The 21,008-nt window shown below is 53.7% G+C and carries 21 protein-coding genes; 7 read left to right on the top strand and 14 right to left on the bottom strand.

Translation table 11 applies throughout. The annotated features are described in order from the left end of the window. Positions 1-171: 171 nt before the first annotated feature. Positions 172-915 (bottom strand): response regulator, encoded by a 744-nt coding sequence (locus tag QOL82_RS28425; protein WP_283445692.1) that lies wholly within the window; start codon positions 913-915, stop codon positions 172-174. Between the two features lie 720 nt (positions 916-1,635). On the opposite strand from QOL82_RS28425, the gene QOL82_RS28420 reads away from it, so the two are divergent. Then, positions 1,636-1,947: a hypothetical protein gene (locus QOL82_RS28420; protein WP_283445691.1), complete on the top strand. Its 312-nt coding sequence runs from the start codon at positions 1,636-1,638 to the stop codon at positions 1,945-1,947. Between the two features lie 473 nt (positions 1,948-2,420). Here QOL82_RS28420 and QOL82_RS28415 read toward each other — a convergent pair whose 3' ends face one another. The 5 genes from QOL82_RS28415 to QOL82_RS28395 all read right to left on the bottom strand — a co-directional run bounded on the left by QOL82_RS28415 (position 2,421) and on the right by QOL82_RS28395 (position 7,148). After that, positions 2,421-4,775: a DNA polymerase II gene (locus QOL82_RS28415; RefSeq protein WP_283445690.1), complete on the bottom strand. Its 2,355-nt coding sequence runs from the start codon at positions 4,773-4,775 to the stop codon at positions 2,421-2,423. A 211-nt stretch (positions 4,776-4,986) separates the two neighbouring features. Continuing rightward, on the bottom strand, positions 4,987-5,586 hold the full coding sequence (locus QOL82_RS28410) for a hypothetical protein (protein ID WP_283445689.1): 600 nt from the start codon (positions 5,584-5,586) through the stop codon (positions 4,987-4,989). Further along, positions 5,586-5,957 carry a hypothetical protein gene (locus QOL82_RS28405; protein ID WP_283445688.1) on the bottom strand — a complete coding sequence of 124 codons (372 nt, stop codon included), beginning with the start codon at positions 5,955-5,957 and terminating at the stop codon, positions 5,586-5,588. The genes QOL82_RS28410 and QOL82_RS28405 overlap by 1 nt, the downstream gene beginning before the upstream one ends. Positions 5,958-6,050: 93 nt before the next feature. Beyond that, positions 6,051-6,428 (bottom strand): hypothetical protein, encoded by a 378-nt coding sequence (locus tag QOL82_RS28400; protein WP_283445687.1) that lies wholly within the window; start codon positions 6,426-6,428, stop codon positions 6,051-6,053. 132 nt (positions 6,429-6,560) lie between these two features. After that, positions 6,561-7,148, bottom strand: coding sequence for a hypothetical protein (locus tag QOL82_RS28395; protein ID WP_283445686.1), 588 nt, complete (start codon positions 7,146-7,148; stop codon positions 6,561-6,563). 270 nt (positions 7,149-7,418) lie between these two features. Between QOL82_RS28395 and QOL82_RS28390 the strand changes: the two genes are divergently transcribed. Continuing rightward, positions 7,419-8,399, top strand: a complete 981-nt coding sequence (locus tag QOL82_RS28390; protein WP_283445685.1) for a 5'-3' exonuclease H3TH domain-containing protein — start codon at positions 7,419-7,421, stop codon at positions 8,397-8,399. 64 nt (positions 8,400-8,463) lie between these two features. On the opposite strand, the gene QOL82_RS28385 is transcribed toward QOL82_RS28390, so the two are convergent. The 6 genes from QOL82_RS28385 to QOL82_RS28360 form a co-directional block, all read right to left on the bottom strand. Next, a complete protein-coding gene (locus tag QOL82_RS28385; RefSeq protein ID WP_283445684.1) occupies positions 8,464-9,153 on the bottom strand; it encodes a hypothetical protein in 690 nt (229 codons plus the stop codon). 160 nt (positions 9,154-9,313) lie between these two features. Further along, positions 9,314-9,856, bottom strand: a complete 543-nt coding sequence (locus QOL82_RS28380) for a hypothetical protein (protein ID WP_283445683.1) — start codon at positions 9,854-9,856, stop codon at positions 9,314-9,316. Positions 9,857-10,203: 347 nt separating this feature from the next. After that, positions 10,204-10,683 carry a hypothetical protein gene (locus QOL82_RS28375; protein ID WP_283445682.1) on the bottom strand — a complete coding sequence of 160 codons (480 nt, stop codon included), beginning with the start codon at positions 10,681-10,683 and terminating at the stop codon, positions 10,204-10,206. A gap of 14 nt (positions 10,684-10,697) precedes the next feature. Then, positions 10,698-10,973 carry a hypothetical protein gene (locus QOL82_RS28370; RefSeq protein WP_283445681.1) on the bottom strand — a complete coding sequence of 92 codons (276 nt, stop codon included), beginning with the start codon at positions 10,971-10,973 and terminating at the stop codon, positions 10,698-10,700. Positions 10,974-11,135: 162 nt separating this feature from the next. Beyond that, the gene (locus tag QOL82_RS28365; RefSeq protein ID WP_283445694.1) at positions 11,136-12,317 is read right to left on the bottom strand and encodes a DUF1173 family protein; all 1,182 of its coding nucleotides are present in this window, start codon (positions 12,315-12,317) and stop codon (positions 11,136-11,138) included. 3 nt (positions 12,318-12,320) lie between these two features. Further along, positions 12,321-12,692 carry a hypothetical protein gene (locus QOL82_RS28360; protein WP_283445680.1) on the bottom strand — a complete coding sequence of 124 codons (372 nt, stop codon included), beginning with the start codon at positions 12,690-12,692 and terminating at the stop codon, positions 12,321-12,323. On the opposite strand from QOL82_RS28360, the gene QOL82_RS28355 reads away from it, so the two are divergent. Together QOL82_RS28355 and QOL82_RS28350 are read left to right on the top strand one after the other, a co-directional pair. Next, positions 12,676-13,764, top strand: coding sequence for a hypothetical protein (locus QOL82_RS28355; protein ID WP_283445679.1), 1,089 nt, complete (start codon positions 12,676-12,678; stop codon positions 13,762-13,764). The two genes, QOL82_RS28360 and QOL82_RS28355, sit on opposite strands and share 17 nt — an antisense overlap. Positions 13,765-13,843: 79 nt before the next feature. Continuing rightward, the gene (locus QOL82_RS28350; RefSeq protein ID WP_283445678.1) at positions 13,844-14,128 is read left to right on the top strand and encodes an HU family DNA-binding protein; all 285 of its coding nucleotides are present in this window, start codon (positions 13,844-13,846) and stop codon (positions 14,126-14,128) included. A gap of 74 nt (positions 14,129-14,202) precedes the next feature. Here QOL82_RS28350 and QOL82_RS28345 read toward each other — a convergent pair whose 3' ends face one another. Then, the gene (locus QOL82_RS28345) at positions 14,203-15,654 is read right to left on the bottom strand and encodes a putative bifunctional diguanylate cyclase/phosphodiesterase (RefSeq protein ID WP_283445677.1); all 1,452 of its coding nucleotides are present in this window, start codon (positions 15,652-15,654) and stop codon (positions 14,203-14,205) included. A gap of 227 nt (positions 15,655-15,881) precedes the next feature. After that, entirely contained in the window at positions 15,882-16,367 is a 486-nt protein-coding gene (locus tag QOL82_RS28340; RefSeq protein WP_283445676.1) for a hypothetical protein, read from the bottom strand. A 1,409-nt stretch (positions 16,368-17,776) separates the two neighbouring features. Here QOL82_RS28340 and QOL82_RS28335 point away from each other — a divergent pair. The 3 genes from QOL82_RS28335 (at position 17,777) to QOL82_RS28325 (ending at position 20,901) form a co-directional block, all read left to right on the top strand. Continuing rightward, the gene (locus QOL82_RS28335; protein WP_283445675.1) at positions 17,777-19,159 is read left to right on the top strand and encodes a replication initiation protein; all 1,383 of its coding nucleotides are present in this window, start codon (positions 17,777-17,779) and stop codon (positions 19,157-19,159) included. 268 nt (positions 19,160-19,427) lie between these two features. After that, on the top strand, positions 19,428-20,693 hold the full coding sequence (locus QOL82_RS28330) for an IS256 family transposase (protein ID WP_283445693.1): 1,266 nt from the start codon (positions 19,428-19,430) through the stop codon (positions 20,691-20,693). Between the two features lie 7 nt (positions 20,694-20,700). Then, complete coding sequence (locus QOL82_RS28325; RefSeq protein ID WP_283445674.1) at positions 20,701-20,901, top strand: hypothetical protein; 201 nt, start codon at positions 20,701-20,703, stop codon at positions 20,899-20,901. Positions 20,902-21,008: the final 107 nt, after the last annotated feature.

Genomic DNA, 21,008 nt, shown 5'->3' with positions numbered 1-21,008 from the left:
AAAACGCCTGCATAAACAGGCCGTATATAAGACTGCGAACCTCCGTTGACATTTCATACTGCTAAAGCTTGCATTCCAGGAGACGTCCATATAAGGGCCGACTATTTAATTGAGGGCAAATCCGAGAGCCATTGAGGGTAATTTGGTCTCAAGAAAGCGGGTTGATGGTAGTTACTTCTTGCTTCCGACCGCGCTATCACTTGCAGCGGGCGCTGCCTTGAATTCAACAGTAAGTACATCAGCGATAGTGTTCAGCAGGAGAGAACCGCTGCCTGTAGCGATGAGATGAAGTATATCGGACGTAACTTTCGAGGGGGAGTAAGTGTAGAACAAAATCGGTGCTTTATATCCTATGTTTGCTACCTTTTTGGCGAGGTCGAGCCCAGCGTCTTTATTCATACCGTCAGAAACCGGCTCTGCATTATCTCGACCGACATCCGAGATGATCATGTGGTAGTCCCTGCGTAGAACGGCATCGATCGCTTCAGCGTTTGATATAGCGATATCCACTTGAATGCCGTAGCTAGTCAGGTTCCTTCGCATGGTGAAGTTATTTTGTGGGTTATCGTCAACCCATAGGATCCGCGCCAAAGGCAATACTTCGCCTAAATCCTGAAACTTCTTCCAAGCCAATTTGGCGAGTGGAGACAACTGTTCATTGGGAGCTGCTTGACCACGACCAACTGCAGGCTTAATGTTCCCCTCGAACACAGTCCATTCGAGACCTAAGCCTTTAAAGCCCTTGGTCCGTTTGAGCAAATCGGAAATTTCAGGGTGGAACCAGACAAGTGCGATCAATAGGATGATCCATGGTATTAGCTTGGCTAATGCCTCCAATAGTGTAGCGAAGTCTGGAGGCCTCTGTGGTACTGGCACTTTCGTGTCAGGAACCTGCTGAACGACTCTTTCAGCCATGGTGATTCCTTCTCTTTTAGCCAGCAGGCGGCCCAAACGTAGTTGCTGGTCGTAGTGTAGCCCTTGAACCACCAGTTACTGCACTCAAAATTCCGCAAAAGACGATCACGCGTGGTGCTCGGTCAGCGGCAGAATATTTCCAGTTACTCTCTACATAACAGCCATGCCGGCTTTGCGCGACAATAACCGTTAACTTTCCAAGCCTTACATTTGCCTTCGCTTGTTGCGCACCCTGCGCTCGTAAATATTAATACAACACGCTGTTGGGAAAAATTAATATTTTCTAATCCCATTCCTGTTGCTTGCGTGCCAAGCGCTATTTTCGGACTGTCGCAATCAGCGGCAGCGGCGTGCGTGAGTCGATTCAAACCGTCGCTGCTAAATCGCTTTGCCTACACCAAACTTTGTAGATTGCTCGCGTATTAAATGCTGCTGGTCCAAGCTTAGAGCCCGACTTCGAAAGACGAAGGCTTCGCTCCACGGCAGAAAGATCTGAGAGGCTTTTCTATAGAGGAAGAGCAAGGCGCAGAGTACCTGGGCATAGGTGGCACCGACAATACTCCGGTCATTTCTGAGATAGGACAAAAGGGCCTGAGAAAGCAGATATACCATCGCCCCAAGGTGGGCATTGAACGCTTCGATCACGTACTAGCAGAAGCAGCGAGTGCACAGCATGGCACCACAACGCCGTTCAACTTCCCCGCCACAAGGAGCGTAATCATGAGACAGTTTGTTACTTTTCTCTGTTCAACTGTGATGATTGGAACGGCCCTAAATGCGGTCGCGGAGGATAGTGGTTGCTCCTTGACGTATGAATACACCCCGCAGAACTTTGGCGGCGGCGTTCTGCCGCAAAGGACGGCGACCTTCCCAGCGGAGTCACGGTTCTGTGCGCAAGATAATGGCAGCGGTCCGTACAGGTTTTACATCTGCAAAAATGGGACTTGGACGCAATATTCGGCCGACATGCAAAAGGAAGATGGACGGTGCGCTATGAGCGGGATTGAGCCGCAGCACTTTAAGCGCTTTTAGTGTATCCGGCAGAATGGTGGTCTACATACGCTACCAACGACGTCCTGCAGGATCGAGTCACCGCATTCGACAAGACGAACACGACAGGCGACCATACTTGATGATTGTCAACCATCAACAATCTTCCCGCCAATGGATGAGCTGCTTTAGAAAGAATGCAAATAGCTAAACTGTATTGCCTTTGCCTTTGCCTTTGCCTTTGCCTTGACCTTGTCCTGCTGGAGGGCGTCGGTTTGCAGCAGCACACGATGGCCGGCCGCGGCACTCACACATATCAAGAAAGTGTGGCTGGACGGCTCTTGACGCGTTTCGGATTATTCCATGAGGTCGATTAGAGCCAACGTGAAGGCGAAGGCCCCTTCCTTGCACAGCGTACCTCCACACAAACGAAAATGGAGGCTTGCCAAAGGTCGCCTACGAAAGTAGTTCAGTGATCTCGAACGGCACTCGCTATTCCGGACATGCAGGCTGCATCAAAACAAATTTTGTTGGCGGCTGGTCAACAAGGCGAAGTGATCGCCAAGGAATGGCAATATGGCGTCTGCCACGGGTTGCAACTGGCGCGACAGGTAGTGTTCGTAGTCGATAGGTGAGCGCTGCGTTTCCAGAGGCTCGGGACCGGATGTCGTCATCACGTAGCGTATCCATCCTCGGTTCTGATATTGCTGAGGACGCCCTTGTTTCCTGTTGAATTCATCTGCGATGCGCGCCGCGCGGACATGGGGCGGGACATTTTGCTGATAATCCTCCAAAGGTCGACGCAGACGCTTCCGATACACCAGCAGCGCATCGAGCTCGCCCTTGAAGGTGCGGGCGACATAGTCCCGTATGTAGTCGCGATAGGGCTCACCCTTGAATATGCGCAGATACAGATCGTGCTGAAACTGCTGCGCCAGCGGTGTCCAGTCGGTGCGCGCCGATTCCAACCCCTTGAAGACCAATCCTTCCTTTCCATCGGGATTGCCGATCAGTCCGGCGTAACGTTTTTTGCTGCCTTCCTCGGAACCGCGAATGGTCGGCATTAGAAAGCGCCGGTAATGTACATCTACCTCCAGTTCAAGAGCACTCTCCAACCCAAAACCTTCGTGAAGATGGGATTTCCACCAGGAGTTCACATGGTCGACCAACCTGCGTCCAAGTTCAGCCGCCTGTTCATCCGAGTGGGCCACTTTTAACCAAACAAAAGTGGAATCGGTGTCTCCGTATATGACCTGGTAGCCTTGTTCCTCTATCAGTTCCCGCGTGCGGTGCATGATCTTGTGGCCGCGCATCGTGATCGAGGAGGTCAGCCGCGGATCGTAGAAGCGGCAGCCAGGTGTCCCGAGAACCCCGTAAAACGCATTCATGATGATTTTTAAGGCTGCCGACAGCGGTTGGTTTCCTTCGCGCTTGGCCGCTTCGCGTCCCTGCCAGACCTGGTTGACGATCGCCGGCAGGCAGTGCTTGTCCCGCGAGAACCGGGCGCCTCGAAACCCCGGCACAGTCGCACTCTCATCGGTATTGGCGATGCCTTCAACCAGTCCGACCGGATCGATCAGGAAGGTGCGGATAATCGAGGGGTAAAGGCTCTTGTAATCCAGCACCAGCACCGAGTCGTACAGGCCGGGCCGCGAATCCATAACAAAGCCGCCTGGACTGCCCTCTCCCCGTATATCGCCCAAGTTGGGTGCGACATAGCCTTGGCGATGCATCATCGGCATATACAGATGCTCGAACGCGGCCACGGAGCCGCCGCTGCGGTCAATGGCCAGGCCGGTCACACTTGCGCGCTCGAGCAAAAAATTCATCAGGTCGGTTTTGGCAAAGATCCGCGTCACCAGTTCGCAATCCTTGAGGTTGTAGCGCGCAAGGGCCGGTTTGTCCTCGGCAAAGCGTCGCTCGATTTCCGCCATGCGCTGGTAGGGATTGTCGATCGCCTTGCCTTCGCCCAGTAGGGTCTGCGCTACATGCTCCAGGCTGAAAGATGCAAAGTGCCAGGATGCCGATCTGAGCGCTTCGATGCCGTCAATGATGACGCGACCCGCGACCGAGGCAAAGAAATGCTCCTTGCTGCCATGCTCGCGCCATTCAATCAGGCTGCCATCCCGTCCGAGGCGCAATGGCACGCGGTGGAGGTCCGCCTGCTGCTGCAGGACACGAAAGTCAAATTGCACGACGTTCCACCCGATAATCACATCCGGATCGTGCCGCTCCATCCACCGACACAACTGTTCAAGCATCTCCGCACGGCTGTCGCAGTACTCCAGCGTAAAGTCGAGCTGGTCCTCGCTGCCGTTGAAGGGGCCAAGCATGTACACCTGGCGCTGGCCACAACCTTCAAGAGCGATGGAATACAGGTCGCCTCGCGCGCTGGTCTCGATATCCAGCGACACGGCTCTTAGGCGAGGACGGTAACCAGGCGCAGGCCTCAGATGACAGTCAATGAACTTCCCTGTGCCTGGGCCCGGTTGCCCAAGGATGCGAACAGGCGCGGTAATGAAGCGTTCCATGAGGTAGCGCTCTGGAGGTCGCACATCGGCTTCGTAGACATCGATGCCGTTCTGACGCAGCCGCTTTTCCAGCTTCAGGAGTTGCTGGTACCGGCTGCAATACAAGCCCACCACAGGTCGCCGGTGAAAATCGCTCAGTGAGAGCGGGCGGAACTCGACCGAACGTTCGTTGCGTAAGAATTCTTCTGCTTTCTCGCGTTGCTCGGCCGGAATGAATGCCACGGACGGCTGCGGCGCCAGGCGCACATGGCGTGGCCCCTCATCGGTAGCGAGCCAAAAGTCGACTTCCGTGCCAGCGGCCGTGTCGCGCCAGTGGCGGGTCAACACGAAACCCTGCATTTGTTCACTCAACCTGCAACCTCAACTGCTCCCATCACGCTGTCCAATGACCCCTCATCTGGTGCACGCTATTAAATCACACCCTGGCCAGCCGAATGCCACTGTCCAGAAGTAGGGAAATAGGAGCGCCGCGGCCAAAAAAAACCGCGATCCGACAGAAAAAACTCTGCTGGATCGCGGCGGGCGCCCGGTGAGTTGGGCGGGTTAGGTTTCAATCGGTTGCTGGAAGAGCGGGCAATCCGTTTGCCAGAGACTTCTGGAACTTGTCGATGAAGAAGTGGCGTTGCGACTCCGGCAGCTTTTCCAGCAAGGCTTTCACCTGGCTGGACATGGCCTCAATCATATCGTTGAAGGATGACAGGCCGGAAAGGACCACCATGTTTCGCAGATACGCATCGAACGGTTTCAAGAACAGCGCCTGTTCAACCGGAACAAAGTAAGCCACGCCAACAAAATGGCTTACCGGACCGGGGTCGGCAATCTTGCTGATCGCGTCGCGCAGGATCGGCATGTCATGAAACAGGAAATAGACAACGCCGCCTGCCTTCATGCTGACCTTCCAGCATCGATGGTGTTCGTTTCCGCACTTGTCATCATGGTTGTAGCCTTTGCCGGCTGCCACGAATTCAGTGGCCACCGACACCAAACTGCTGTTCATGAAGTCCTCAGCGCTGATGGTCTGCTCGGGATCGGCTGTCAGCAAGAAACCGTGGATCCCGGGCCAGGCTACCATCGGCGGACTGCTCTTGATGTCTGCCTTCTGGCCAGTGCTTTCCTCAAACAGGCGTGAAATATCTGCTGCATTCATCATCAAAACTCCAGAATTGTGACGGTTGTGGGTGGTGGGGAAAACAACTGTGCTTCGCCTTGCGGCTGTACCAGCTTGTCCCATTGGGTGAGGAAGGGATCGGTGACCAGATCCTTGATGTCATTGAACGAGCCGCTGGCAATCAGGTCCTTCAATGCCTGCGCCGGGTCATCCTGGCCAAGCAACTCAGTGACGATTTGCAAAGGACATTCGTGGATTGGTACGGTCAAAAGCACCGGAGCGCCATCCTTGCGGACATACAGCAGCTGCGTATCGATCACAACTGCCAGATACTCCAGTTGCTTGTTCTTGCGGAGGCGCCAGACGACCACATTGTCGTCGGTGCCGACATAGACTTTCGGGCTTTGCATCATGTGGAATTTCTCCGTTAGGGGGTGTAATACTGGAATGCGCCACACCGAAACGGAAAAAAAAGCCAACCTTCAAAAGGGTGGCTTGATTGAGGATTACTGGACCTTTGTCACAGTCCAATTTTGCGGTAGCTTGAGCGATGCGCATTCCAGACAAAAATAGCCCTGGTTTGGAATCGCTGCGAAGTTGATCTTTGTATTGAGCTCCTTGATGTGAAGTTCGATCACTTTGGATCCCGCCAGATTACCGATCTTGGTGAGGACACCCTCATCTTTCATCGTAACGTGGTATTTGACACCATCCGGATGATCCGGCTGCAGTGCCAGGACCGTCATGACACCCTCCTTGCCATCAAGCTGCACCGTCGATCCGGCTCCGCGCTGGCCGGACTTCGCCTCCATTGCGAACTTATCATCGGAACACCCCGTGAGCAGGCCCATCACCATCATCAACGCCACTAACATCTTTTTCATATTGCTCTCCATTGGTTTACGGCGAGGCACCATTGCTTCGCCTGACCCATCTATATGCGCCACATGAGAACAGACGCGGAAAATGAAAAGGGGTCCCGACCCTCAGGTCGGAACCCCTCAATCCACCAGTCCTCAGCCCAGTGCTACAGCGATCGCGCGGTCCAGCGCCACCCCTGCTCGCTCGGCCATCTTCTTGACCTGAAGGGATGCGCCACTGCGATCCGACTTCAAGGCCTTCTCAGCCAACACCAGCAATGCCTCTGAGGGCAAAAACTCATACGTCCTGCCCTTCAGATCCTCGTACTGAACGGCCAAATCCTCTCCTGCTACCCTGCTCCCTCCTACAAGCCCTTCAAACACCTCCGGCAAGTCGGTCAGGACATACTCGAAAAAGCTGAGATATGCCTTGATCCGCTCGCGGCTCCCACCCTGCGAGGCATGGAACAGGACGGTATCCACGGCCTCGACCTCTGTGAAAAGGTCTTCATCCGAAGACACGCCGACCTGGTCCAACAGCCTGCCGGTACTTGTGTCAAGAACACAAGAGATTGAGAGATCACCGCCGTCCTCCGAGTAGCGAAAATCAGCCAGAAGGCCCATCTTCGCTTCGAATGGAGTCGCTCCGCAAACAGTGCCCTTGAAGGAATCACCGTTCGGACGGAAGCCGACGACTGTGAGGTTTTGGTTAGCCTGGGAAGTTTGAATCATCTGAATCGACATATCGATCTCCTGAAATATGAAAAATTGGTTGAAGTGACAAAGACACTTGCGAGGTCCTTACAGGAAGGAAATGGGTGACATCGATTTGTAAGATGAAGAAAAAACTTCGAAAAAGGGCTTAAAAAACAGCGGGTTATAATACGTACAGATTTACTTTGCGCGTAGCAGGTTATAAAATGCGGGCTTTGGGGTGGTCAGACTGGACTGTAAAAAGGCGGACTTGCCGGACCATCCGACGATTTAAGCACCCCGTATAAGGACTACCCAAGGATGGATATCCTCCTCGTTGACTGCTATTCCATTGCCTATGCATCCCATTTTTCAGCGCCCATGCGGGCCCAGAATGGCGACGAAGTCCAGGCGATCTACGTCACCATTCGCACGCTGGCCAAACGCGTGCGTGAAAACCCGACGTTCGTGCCGGTCCTGCTTTGGGATGGCCATGCGAAATGGCGCTATGACCTGTATGCGGACTATAAGAGCGGCCGCAAGAAAGGCGAGGCGTCTCTCGCGGCCCGCGCCTCGGTGAATCAGCAAATGCCATACCTGCGCATCATGCTGGCCAAGCTGGGCCTCATGCAGCTGCATGACCCAAACGCCGAGGCCGACGATATCGGTCACCAACTGGGCAAGCAGCTCGTTGCCAACGGCCATACCGTGAAATTCCTCACCGGCGACCATGACTGGCTCCAGAATCTCCAGCCGGGCGCGTCCTGGCTCGATCACCGCACCGATACCCATATTTGCACTCCAGAGGAGATGGAAGCGGCAGTGGGAGCGCGAAATGCCCGTGACTTCGTCCAGATCAAGGCCATGGTCGGCGACACCTCCGACTCGATTGAAGGGGTCGCGAAAATCGGCGAAAAGACCGCGCCGAAGATTCTTGCCGACTTCGGCAGCGTGGAAGACTTCTTTGCCAGGGTCGACGCCGGCGAGTTCGAGCCTCGGCTGGTCGCACACAAGAACCTGGCAAGCGAGGAAGGCCGGGCTACCTACCGGCGCAACCTGCAGCTGATGGATTTGTCGCTGGCGCCGGTTCTCTCTGCGGAGAGCATCATTACCTCACGGGAGGAGCCTGACCATCCGACCTTCCTCGACTGGTGCGAGAATTTCCAGTTCAAGTACTTCCTGCAGAATCCATCCAGGCTGACCGGCCCGTTTGACGAAATCATTCGCCGCGCCGACTACTCTGCCCTGCTCCAGGCAATTCACCAACTGGGCGAGAACGAGGAGGAGGAAGAGGAATTTTGACTGGCAAAAGAAAAAAGCCCACCTCGCAAGGAAGTGGGCATGGTCCAACAGTTAAAGTGCAGCGTCAGAATACGATGCTGCATGGCGATATGCCGACTTTGGCTGGTGCCGTTTCCTCCGTGTAGTACTCGATTCGGCCCCGAACATAGATGCGATTTGCATAGATGGTGGCCTGTTCTGCAAACCGGATGGGGCGGTTTTCGCTATCGCAAAAGAGACGTACACGTTTTGGATTGAAGCTGATTTCCAGCCCCGAAAAATCCGGCGTGGTATCCATGAATGCGCCATCTACCGAAGCGAGCGGAAACTTGCTCACCGCACCGGATGCCACATCTTCTCGTCCCTTCTGCGAGACATTAAAGTAGGCGTTTTCGAGTGTTACCGCCTTCTGGTATGCAATTGCCGCGCCGTTGTACAGGCCTCGGTTTCGCTTGTAGCCGTCTGAGCGATTCCCGGCGTGAACGGTCTGGACAGGCACCCCTTTGCTCTTAATCAGATTCAGGTTGAGGCGTATCCCCACGATGTCCCCCAGCGCCGGCGCGAGGCTCTTGCTCATGATGCGCTTGCTTGTCGCGTCAGAGTCCAGCGCTTCTTCGACGACGTCGTCAGGCACCATGACGATGGTTCGCTGCTGGTACAGAGGATGCGTTGAGGCTTCCATGATGGCAGGCCGAGCCGCATCGATCCGTTCCCCGGTGAAGATGGAGAAAAGGTCGAAGTCTTGCTGAAGGTTCAAATTGTCTTGCAAAGTCACTTTGTTCTCCTTAGATAGTGAATTCCTGGCGCGCAGGGTTCGTTAATAACCAGGGATGGCCCACATCGGAACGGAAGCGACCCAGCAATGAAAAAACCCTCTTTCCGTGTCCGGAGAGAGGGCTAGGTTTGCGGTTTTGGGGAAAGGCCCCCAATGAAGTTCAGGAGCTTAATTCTCGTGCACAATAGCTTTTGATCATCGATCCCGAGGCGTCGAACAGTCGTATCCAGAGATCTTCCATCGTCCGAGGAAGCGTGTCTCCATTTCGGTCCATGATGGACAGGTAGGAATCGTCGGGATTGACAACAATGTTTGCCAGCTCGCCCTTGCCTACGTTCACCGGCGTGAACTCGAATGCATCGAGAAGCCGCTCCGGATCGGCTGCCGGATGACGCCTTATTTCGTCGACCACGCAATCAAAGACAAAAGAAAGAGGCTGCACACCGTCGCTTACCTGAGCCTCGAAGCCAAGATTGTGAATTCGCATAAGTTTGGCATGATACTCGGACAGGCCGTAGCGGTCAGACATCTCAAAACGGCCGCAGTCGGATTCGAACGGATTGTGGATTGCGGTTCCATTACAGGCAAAAAGGATCGCATGGCGGCCTTCCCCTTCTACGATGTACGGCTCCCGTCGCCATTCCTTATCGGGATAAGTGTGGCCTAGCAACGCGAACACTTTCGAGGTTTTCATTTTTTTCATAGTAAATTGTCATTCCTTGTTAAGCCGGACAGCGAACGTGCGGCACTGGGTGCGTCGTTAAAAGTAAACACAAATGACCTGGCTGAGAAAGCGGCCAGTTCCTGGTTGTCTTGCAGTAGGGAGATGCGCCACAGCGATTGAGAATCCACGCCATAAGGGCGCCACTAGATGTCCACAGATTTTGTGGATAAACGGCCTGCTGCGGAATACGCTTGCGTAGTAAGTACCTGAGCGACAAGGCAAAATTTGACTGCACAATTTATAGGCAGTTACATGTGCTGCCAGCAAAAGAAAATGCCCTCATCTCGATGAACTAAGAGAGGGCATGGATGGAAAACAGTGCTCAGCTATACCGCAAGCTGCATTTGTTCGGAGTTTGTGGCCGGAGTGGATTGAAGAGACCAGCCCATTTCCGCAAACGCTTCCCTTATTTGCTGGCTTCGCGATCTGCGAGCCAGTTTTCTGAGGCCCTCGAGCACCTGAGTACTGTCGCCCATCTCAAAGATCGTATCGAACTCGCGTTCTCCGAATTCAAACACCGTGAAGAAAGCATAGCCAGGATTGACCAAGCCGGCTTCGAAGATTCTCCGTGCACAATCAATACGATGTTGGAGGCCTTCCGGACCAGTGAGGAAAATGCGCCGGCTGTAGTAATACAACCAGCAGCCCAGTGCAAAATGCTTCTCTGCAGCTGCTCGCTCGCTTCGAAGGTCCCATGCATCCAGTGTGGTGTTTCTGCGCTTGGCCGTCCCAGGGATATCGCGTGCATCTGCACGCAACCTCGCCAGTTCGGCTTCACTTAATGGCGGGTACTTTGCCTTTGTCATGATCGATCGCCTTGTTACACGCTACGGGCGGTAATTCTTGCTCGCGGCCCGCGACCTCCCGGCCAGACCATGTACAGGTCATGCACAGCGACATAGCCGTGATACTCGTCTTTGCCATCACGAACCAAAAAACCTGGCATCGACGGGTGGGGGCGAGGAACAAGCTCCTTAATTTCGATATCGTAGAGCTCCGGGTTGACGAAACCGGCGCGGATATAGCGGTCAGGCCGGCTTTTTTTAGTAATAAAGAGAATGGACCGGCGTTTCATTGGGTTCTGTTGCAATTTCATGTTGATCTCCTGAGAAGAGTTGTGGCGTATGCCATTTACTTGCTCAGTGAAATGCTTAACAGCAGACGACAATCGTCTGAAGGCTTCTGGGGGAGCCGTACTTATGAAAAAGCCCTCATTACGAGGGCTGGTGTAAGGAGAAAGGAGCTACTGCAAGGCAGGTCAAAAAAAGATGCCGCTGTACGGATCTGCCGGGCTGGGCAAAGGCAGGTTGGTAGCGACTGAACCAACTGGCTGTTGAGGCTCGACAGCCGCTTCTGCAGCCTGCCTGGGTTTCGTTTTCCGCCGCGGCGGAAAGTCAGGCATGTGCAGCGGCAAAGTTCGGAGATTCCATGCCCACCAGCTGTCGACGCCAAAACCATTCGAGAAGTAACGCTGCCGGAAGTCGGCGAAGCCATGCGGCACCGATCCGGCCGTATTGACGATTTCCATGGGCATCACCGCCGTCGCCTCGCAATCGTGCAGGATCATGCTCGGGAAAAGCACGGAAGGATCGGCGTCGAATACCAGCGGCTTGGTGAACGAGCGCCCTTCTTCCCTGAGTTTTGCCAGCAATGCGCGCTCGGAATCGTTCGCGTAAGGAATCCAGTCATCGGTCACAGGCATGAGCGCCAAGCTGAATACCTGGCAGGACCAGGAAGAATTTTCTTTTTCGTCCTTGCGCTTGAACGGGTAAGGATGCGCAAGCGCAGCAGCAACGACACGGTCGCCCCGGCGCCAGGCTTCCAGGGCATAGGGAAAGTCTTCCTGCGTCTTTTCCCATGGCTGACCTTGCTTGGCCATCCATATCTTGGAAAATATCTGCCTGTCCGCGAGTGGCAAGGCTTCGGACAGGTCCATTCCTTCCCGCCACCGTGCAAGAGGAGAGATGAGCAGTATGCGCGACCGGCCTTCGACAGCTGCTTCGATCTTTTTGAGAGTGTTCCGGCTCCATGCAAATACTGTGCGCTGGCCAAGGCAATCCCGGCCGTTACGATCAAGGCGGATCTTGCCAGCCGCCTTATCCAGAAAGTGGCTTACCAGCCGCGGCTTGCGGCTGCCTTCCATTCTCGGATGCCAAACGTTCATTTGCGCCACATGCCACACAAGCTGAAGCAGCCCATACAAGGTCAGGCCGGCATCCCGCACTTCCGTCGGCACCTGGCGCAGCGCGGGTTCCCTCCCAGACTGGATCGACGGGTCGGACAAGGTCAGCCCGACAGGCCTGTTGAGCCTCCCGCCACCGCTCTCGATATCCTCAATCGCATCCCTGCCATATGCCTGCATGCCACTACGATCATGCGACCAGGAGCGGTAGACACAGTCGGCGGCATGCTCCGGTCCCGACTGGCCATAGCGAGCCAGCCCTTAGCGATTCGCGTATTTCTTCGGCGCCAGCAGCTTCTGGCCACGCCCCATACAGCAGCAACGCACGCTAAGCTTGGTTTCATGGGCGTGCGACAGCACTTTTTCCCAAGCCGCTGAATACTGCGATTCGGTCTGGAATGCGGCAGAATAGTTTCGTCCATCTATCGAAACGGAATACACCCTGGAAGTCATGGCTTTCAGCCGTCCTAAGTCGTTCAGTAGCAGAACCGCCCTGCTTCCGAGTTTAGCGTCTAGTAAAAAATAACGATGGCGGCACGCTAACAAATATTGATAAATGCGTGTATTAGAATTATAATCATGTGTATTGTATATCATAATTCGAAGCGGAGAACGCATGACTTTCAATGCCATTACCTATCAGCAGTCGATTCGCGCACTTTCCCTACCCGTTCCTGACTCGCACACCCTATTCGACATCTTTGACATCGAGGGGGATTCCATCGTCAAGGCCGTCGACGCGTTCAAGGCAGGTAACGAAAGGGCAAAGAATTACCTGAAGGGGATTCTGTATGCCGTCACACCGGCGACCAAGGAGCGGCTCGCCCGTCGCGGCCTCATCGTGCCCGGCATGGGGGTGCTGATCTCGATCGGCCGGCACGAGGGCCCGGATTTTTCCGTCAAGCTCAAGGCATGGGATGAGAGCGGCCGGGACAACTGCGATGAAGCTCGCTATGTACGCCTGACGCTCGCGCGGTATCTGGAAAAGGCGTCCAGGAGTAGCGCAGCTCCCGTAGCGGTACACGGGGACCCCGCTCCATCGGCGCCGGCCGGCACTGGATCGCCGACGCAAGCTCGGTCAGCCTTAACCATGCCGCCGGCGAGGCAAGCCGTACCGGCTGCCGGCACGCAGGTAGATCAACCCCGCGCACAACAGCGCGCGGAGGCACTTCAACAGGACCAACCGCCTTCGGCCGACATACCCTGGCCGGAAAGCGAAAGCGATTCTGGGCCGGGACCGGATGACGAGCGCTACAAGTCATTCCATGTATATGGAGGGAAGTTTGCAGCCTGCTTTTCTGAGGATAAAACTCAGCGCGGTATACACACCATCCGCGTCGAAGCAACAGAAGCTAATGGCCAGCGTACCTATAACTGGAAAAACAAGGTAGCGATCCAGCTGTCGCAGCGTGAGCTGCCGCTCATGCTTGCGACGCTGATGCTCTGGACCAGCAGATTCGAAGCCAAAGGCCATGGCCAGAACAATGAAAAGTGGATGACGCTGGAAGCGCAGCCTGGCAAGCTCTATTTGTCCGTGCAAAGCAAAGGAACGGGTGCGCGCGGCGTGGCGATCACGCCGGGCGACGCTTATCCGATTACGACGATGATCGTCAAACAGATGCTGGCGAATGATCCGTTCCTGACCGCCGACCTGGTGTTCAAGCTGGCAAAAAAGCAGATCGAGATCATGCAGCAAGGCGTTTAACAGGTGTTGTTGGGTGCCCGGCTTGCTAGACTTCTGCCGCGGCACCTTTGTTCAATGGAGACTATGAAAGGAAAATACAGTGAAGAAAACTGAAGTCATCGAGGCAATCGCCGAACAAACCGGCGTGACGCGGGCGCAGGCGAAAGAAGGCATGGAAATGCTGATTGGTTTCATCCAGACCGGGTTGCGCAAGGAAGGCCGGTTCGCCGTTTCCGGGCTGGGCACGTTCTCGGTTGGAAAGCGGGCTGCTCGCACCGGTCGCAACCCGGCAACCGGGGAAAAGCTGAAGATCAAGGCGACGAAAACGGCCAAATTTCGCGCAGCGCCGGATTTGAAAGCCGCGGCTGCCAAGTTCAAGGGCTGATGCCCTTCTCTGATCGGTATTGAGGGCGGGATTTCCCGGCCCTTTTTGTTGAGCGGTGCGGTTGGGGTGTCCTCTTATAGCGCCTCTGCGACAACAGGCCGGCCGATCAGATATCCCTGAAGGTAGTCGCAGCCCAAGCTCTCCAGCAGTGCTGCCTGGCCTTGGGTTTCCACCCCTTCCGCCACCATGACGACATTTAGGCTTTTCCCTATGCCGATGATTGCCTGCACCAGAGCACGCGCCTGAAGGTCGCACTCTATTTTGTCGATGAAAGAGCGGTCAATCTTGATACATTGGATCTGATACCTGGTGAGGTAGCTCAATGACGAATATCCGGTGCCAAAGTCGTCCAATGCGACCCTTACACCCATCTGGGTCAACCGACATATGTTGGCGCTAATGATGGCATCCTCTGCGACCATCATCCGCTCCGTCATTTCGATAGCCAAGAGCGCCGGCGGCAGGCCCGCTGCTTCCATAGCAGCCTGGACGTCGTCGCAGAATTTCGGATTCGCCAGCTGCAATGGAGAGGCGTTGACGCTCACTACAATCGGTGTCGCGCGCGTCTGGCGCCAGTGGCTCGCTTGCCGACATGCAGCATGCAGAACCCAGCGCCCGATATCGAGTATCAGTCCCGATTCTTCGGCCACCGGAATGAACTGGTCTGGTGTCACGATCTCGTTCTGATCATTTTTCCAGCGCAGCAACGTCTCAACGATGAGGACATCTGGTGATCCTGGACGCACGATCGGCTGAAACATGAGCGAGAATTCGTTGTTTTCAAGTGCTTGCCGCAACCGGCCTTCGATCTGCAAGCTATTAGCTGCCCGAGTCGTCATGTCCGGTGCGAAGTGGCGAAATCCCTGTCCGCCCATGTCCTTCGCCGCATACATAGCTGTGTGAGCATACTGGATAAGTTGACTGGCTTCCGTGCCGTCAATCGGAAACCGGGCAATTCCTACACTCGCTGTCACGGAAATGCTCAGGCTATCTAGCTGGTGCGGCTCTGCAAAGTCGGAGACGAGCCGCTCCGCCAGCGCGTTTAATGCCGCAGCATCGTTTTCTCCATGAACAAACAGAACAAACTCATCCCCACCGAAGCGACCGACAACTGCATCGTGTTCAATACCGAACCGCCGCAGCCGTCGGGCAGCGGCATGAAGCAGATCGTCACCTGTCTGGTGACCAAAACATTTATTTATCCGGCGGAATTTGTTCAGATCAACAAACATGACCGCACACTCCGATACACCGTTCGTGATCATGTCGTGCAAGGCAGACTGAAAATGGACGCGACTCGGTAAACCTGTGACCTGATCAGAATGGAAGCTTGAACGGTCTGATCGAACGTTGTCGATGATCGATATAACGGTCGAAGAGATGCCGGGAAAATGGGGACGAGGAAAAGTACGGCCAATGGCTTGGCCAGTCGAGCAATTGCCGTTTGAACGAAAGGCACTTGGCCCCTGAAGGAAATTTGCTGGCTCTATACGAACCAGGTCGACCTGTTGCGCTACCTTTCCCACTGTGCGTTCCCTTTATGCATTGAGGCTCAAAGCGGTTTTGAATGAAATGCAAATTCTATTAATACTATTGTATAGCAATAATATGCTATTTGTATTGCTAATTCACGTTTGAGGGGCAATCCAGAAAATCGATTATGCGGGGAAGTGGGAAGCGTCTCTGACACGCGCCGACGACGGTGAAAGAGAACCCCGCGGCAGCGCGGGGTCGGTTAGGTTAAGACAGGCGGTTAGACGAAATCGAAATCTGGAGCTTCGACGCCGGTTCGGGTTGGTGAATGCTCCTGTGTTTGCGGGGCGCTTTGGGACGTCGCACCAGCTGAAGGAGCGTTGGTCGTGGTGTTGCCGTTGTTCGTCTTTTCCGAGATGGCCAGAGACAGATACGGCTTGCCGGAACCATTCGAGGTTTTCTTCCAGGCTGCCAGGCGCAGTTCGCGTTCGAAGCCAAAGGTGCCTGCGTAGGCCGGCAGCTTGTCATTAGTCGACTCCTTCTCCTTGAACAAGGCAGCGGAAATGCCGCCGATGCTTAGGGAATAAAACTTCTTGCCGTCTTTGTCCTTCAGCCATGCGGAGGCTTCCAGGCGAAGTTTTTTGCCGTCCTTTTTGTCGTCGAGCGAGAACTCCACGAATCCTTCCAGGACAGGTTTACCTTGCGCCGGATTGGTGACGGGGAACAGGGAGCCAGTTGCGTTTTTGAGAATGAGAGCGATAGCCATGATTAGGTCCTAAGTGAAGTTGAAGTTGCCAGGCGCTTGCGTTGGGTCTGGTACACGGGAAATGGCTTACAAGCTTTTGTAAAATCTGAACCACAAATCCGCCGTCTTAAAATCAACAGGCTTGATTAAATCCCGAACAAAGATAAAATGCAAGACTTTGAATTATACATCTTAGTTATGAACGATATAAATACACGTTTTTATTAGGCGGTCGGGCATGGCTTCCGTGTGTAAGCGGCATGAATATCGCCACATCACAGAGATGACTGAAGCATTCAGTTAGGTAGCCCACTCCTAGGCGATCTTCTTTTTCGGCCAGTGAGGCTTATAGGTTTCGAACAACTCTACGCCAGGCCCAACCACGTCCATTGCTCTGAAAGGTGAGAGTTTTGGGTTACGAAAAACGGAGTAAGTACCTAAAGGTGAGACTTTTGGGGTACGAAACTTAGCCAAGACCAAGATGTTGTCAAAGTATTATCAAACGATCATAAGTCGGCCGTATTTGTGAACCTAATTTCTTAGAAAGGTAAAAAAATGTCGAAAAAATGCCAGTTTTAGCGACAGAAGGTTACTTAGCGGAAAGTAAATGAGTAAAAAGAAAGGTCCTAATTTCTTATAGGTGAGTGTTTTGGGTTACGAATATGCGTTACTCCAGCCAAAGGTGAGAGTTTTAGCTTACGAAAACCGACCAGCAGAGCCAAAGGTGAGAGTTTTGGGTTACGAAACCCGCCTAGGTGAATCAAAGGTGAGAGTTTTGGGTTACGAAAACCGGATAGGTGAACCAAAGGTGAGAGTTTTGGGTTACGAAACTATTCGATCCTGGACTTGCGGGGATAACTTAGAGCCACAGGACCTCTTTCTGGCATCTATAGCCATTTTTTAGGCCGTATCGTGCTGCATCCCCGACATGCATGATTTTTGCGCTTGCACGACCCAATAAGCTGCTAATCGGAACTCACTAATCTTTTGTGAATGCTCAGTTCGTAGATGCCGCTGGATTGGCTTTATAGACTGTTGAGCGTTTTCTTGAATTGGTTCGTTTGTGATTTTTCCAGCTGCCCGCCCCTTTGAGGGTTTTTTAAATGTAAACACCTTGTAAACCTTAAAAACCTTAAGGGACGACAAATCCCTTGTCAAATAAGGCCGTCCGACGATTTAGGTGAGAGTTTACGGTTACGGAAGTGAGAGTTTTGGGTAACGAAGGTGAGTGGTTAGGGTTACGAAACACAACTATGGTGAGATTTTGGGGTTACGGAGGTGAGTGGATAGGGTTACGAACCGGAACTATGGTGAGAGTTTTAGGTAACGAAAAGATTTTTGACGTTTTTGTCCAACTTGAAAGGTGAAAATTATTGCGAAAAATTCACCTTAACGGCATTATGCTCCAACACTCTTAATCTACTTACCAAATGCCGCGTCCCAAAAAATCAACCTCTGTTGCTGGAATCGCATCATCAAGTCCGCGGCCTAGTGCTACCGATATACAAGAGTTTCGCAAGGCGAATGAAGCTGTTGGTCTTCGAATAAAATCTGGCCGCTTCACTTTTGTTTCGCGCAAGCTACTAAACATTTTTATTTTCGTGGCGCAGAAAGCTGGTATGCCAGGACTGAATGCGCCTCCCGGGGAACCAGGCGCAGAAGGTTACTTCTGGGTTCGGATGGCCGACGTCATTTCTGGTTTCAACTATTCAAGCAAGAACACTGAACTCATCAAACAGACTGCACATGAGATGCAGTCTGTAAAAGTGCTTCAAACAACACCAAAATCGTGGACTGATGAAGTAATGTTGTCAGGAGTGAAAGTTTGGAATTCGCACGGGGTCGGAAACAAAAATGGAGAAGTGTGGTTGGGCTTTGCTTTTTCGCCAACCTTTCAGGATCTCGTCCTTAAACCCGATAACAATTTTACAAAGTACAGCTTGTACTACCAGGGCATTCTAAGCGGCGCCCAAGCACTCGCCTTATATGAAGTTTGCAGGCGATATGCCACAAGCCCTTCCCGCGTAACGTTCAAGCAAACCTACGAGTTCTGGTTCCATGTGCTAACTGGTAACCCAATTGAGGGTGGGGAACCGGCTCCAGAATATAAATACTTCAAGCGCGATGTTGTGAAGCCGGCAATCGCTGAAATTAACGCGAACACCGATATCGAAATTGAATTGGTCGAGTTCAAGATGGGGCGCCGCGTGGAGTCGCTTCAGTTCAAGGTAAGCCTTAAACCACAAGCTGCTTTGGAATTTATGCCAGAAATCGATCCAGGGCCCTTGCTAGACATGAAGATCGTCGAGCAAATCATGCGTTTAGGTATTACTCAGGAAGATGCAACAGAAATATTTGCACAGTATGGTGAACAGTCCGTGTTGTCGCACATCGCGTTGGTCGAGAAACGGCAGAATGCTAAATCCGGCACTACTTTGGCGTCCCCAGCAGCCTACTTTAAGGTGGCTATTGCAAACGGGTACGCAACGAATCCTCATCTAGCCGAACCTGCGGTTGCTACGCAGCAGGAAACCGCACCAGAGCCCCAAAAGGACTTAAGAGCCCAGTACATAGCAGCCAGAAGCAAACATGCTCTCGACTATTTTTCTGAGCTAGAGGCTACTGAACAAAGTGAAATTCTGACTCGCTTTGTCGGACAGGCGGACAAGACGATTCTCGCCTCTTACAGGAAAAAAGGTTTGGAGATGAAAACGGTACGCATTGCCTTTGGCGAGTGGCTGGCCACGGACGTGTGGGGTGAAGTTACAGAGACGGATATGATTGCGTTTCACGACAGAGGTAATGCGATCTAGTGGCAACTTCCGAAAGAACGCTGGAGCGCTTGGCGGTAAGCCGCTAGAAACGGGAGATCCAGTTCTGAAACTCAATGGGGAAAATAGTATGGCACCTTCTCAAGAGAGAATATCCAAAAAATTTAGTTTTGTTCTCAACAATGGAACAGGAGCTATAGTCGAAAGTGGTGTACGGGCTGAAGTCTGAAGGGGGGACGGAAGGCGGTGGAGATTTTTGTTGGAGAATTTGATTGTCGAAGTCAAAGCAACCAACAAAGGAAACCCCACCATGCGCAAGAATAAGCAAGAAGCAGGAATTGGTCTACCGGAAATTGGCATGTCGCTGGACGAACTGGTGCGTCGCGGCGCGCGGCAAGTTATCCAGCAAGTCATTGAATTGGAACTGGCGGCGCTGCTGGAGCAGTATGCCAACGTCAGAACGCTGTCAGGCAAGCAGGCCGTCGTGCGCAACGGCTATTTGCCCGAGCGCGATGTGCTGACGGCAGCCGGGCCGGTGTCGGTCAGGGTGCCCAAGGTACGCGACCGCTCGGGTATGGGCGTGAAGTTTAATTCGGCGGTGGTACCTCCCTATGTCAGGAAGTCGCCGCGCGTGTCCGCAGCGTTGCCCTGGCTGTACCTTAAGGGTGTGTCGACGGGCGACATGGGCGAAGCGTTGTCGGTGCTGCTGGGCGAAGAAGCCAAGGGCCTGTCAGCCAATGTGGTGAGCCGCTTAAAGGCGCAGTGGTCAGAGGAATGGCAGCAGTGGGACCGGCGGGACCTGAGCAGCGCCCGCTATGTGTACTGGTGGGCCGACGGCATCCATACCGGCGTGCGAAGCGAGAACGCCGATGGCCAATGCCTGCTGGTCATAGTCGGCGTGACACCGGACGGCAAGAAGGAGCGCGTGGCCATTGCGGACGGCTTCCGGGAATCGAGCGCATCATGGCGCGAGGTGCTGCTGGGCTTGAAGACACGGGGGCTGCAAGCTGGCCCTTTACTGGCAGTTGGCGATGGCGCCATGGGTTTCTGGGCTGCGTTGGAAGAGGTGTTTCCTGCCACGCGGGCCCAGCGCTGCTGGTTCCATAAGCTGGGCAATGTGTTGAATGCGCTGCCGGCATCGCAGCAGGCCAGAGCAAAGGCGGCCATGCAGAACATCTTCATGGCAGCGACTCGTGCTGATGCCCTGGTAGCGTTCGAGACATTCGTGACCACGTACAAAGCAAAGTATCCAAAGGCCGTGGAAAAGCTCACGCAGGACCGGGACAGTCTGTTGGCGTTTTATGACTTCCCTGCCGAGCACTGGCAGCACGTACGGACCACAAATCCCATTGAATCAACGTTTGCCACGGTGCGGCACCGGACCACGCGGGCCAGGAACTGCCTGTCGCGCTCAACGTTCCTGGGGCTGGCATTCAAATTGATGGAAGAAGCAGAGAAGCCGTGGCACAAGATTCGTGGCGCCGACAGAATCAAGCCGCTGCTGGATGGCGTGCCGTTTAAAGATGGCATACCGGCGCCGGACAATCCGCCGGAACAACAAGAACTCGCCGCTTGATAACCCTATGCTTCAGACCGGCTATACACCAAATTTGACATTAGCTCATGGAACAGAAATTTTTCCTGTTCAGATGAAGCGTCGTGATACAGGAGTTATTGCATTCAGGATTTCTCCTGGGGGAACGGGAGGTAATACCCTTGCGGCTAGCGAAGAAGTAGACGAGGACACCATGACCAGAAAGGTTCTCGAAGAAGGCTATGCGTAAGCGCGACTTCAGGCTTTCAATTACCCACAACTTTGGCTGGAGGCAGACGCGTTTATGCGCATTGCGTAGACTTGAAACCGAGGCAATGCCGAAGAGGTGGGACGATG

Source organism: Noviherbaspirillum suwonense, assembly GCF_900182955.1.
Lineage (GTDB): Bacteria > Pseudomonadota > Gammaproteobacteria > Burkholderiales > Burkholderiaceae_D > Noviherbaspirillum_A > Noviherbaspirillum_A suwonense.
Note: the sequence above shows the minus strand (reverse complement) of the source record. Positions and strands in the feature narration are given on the sequence as shown.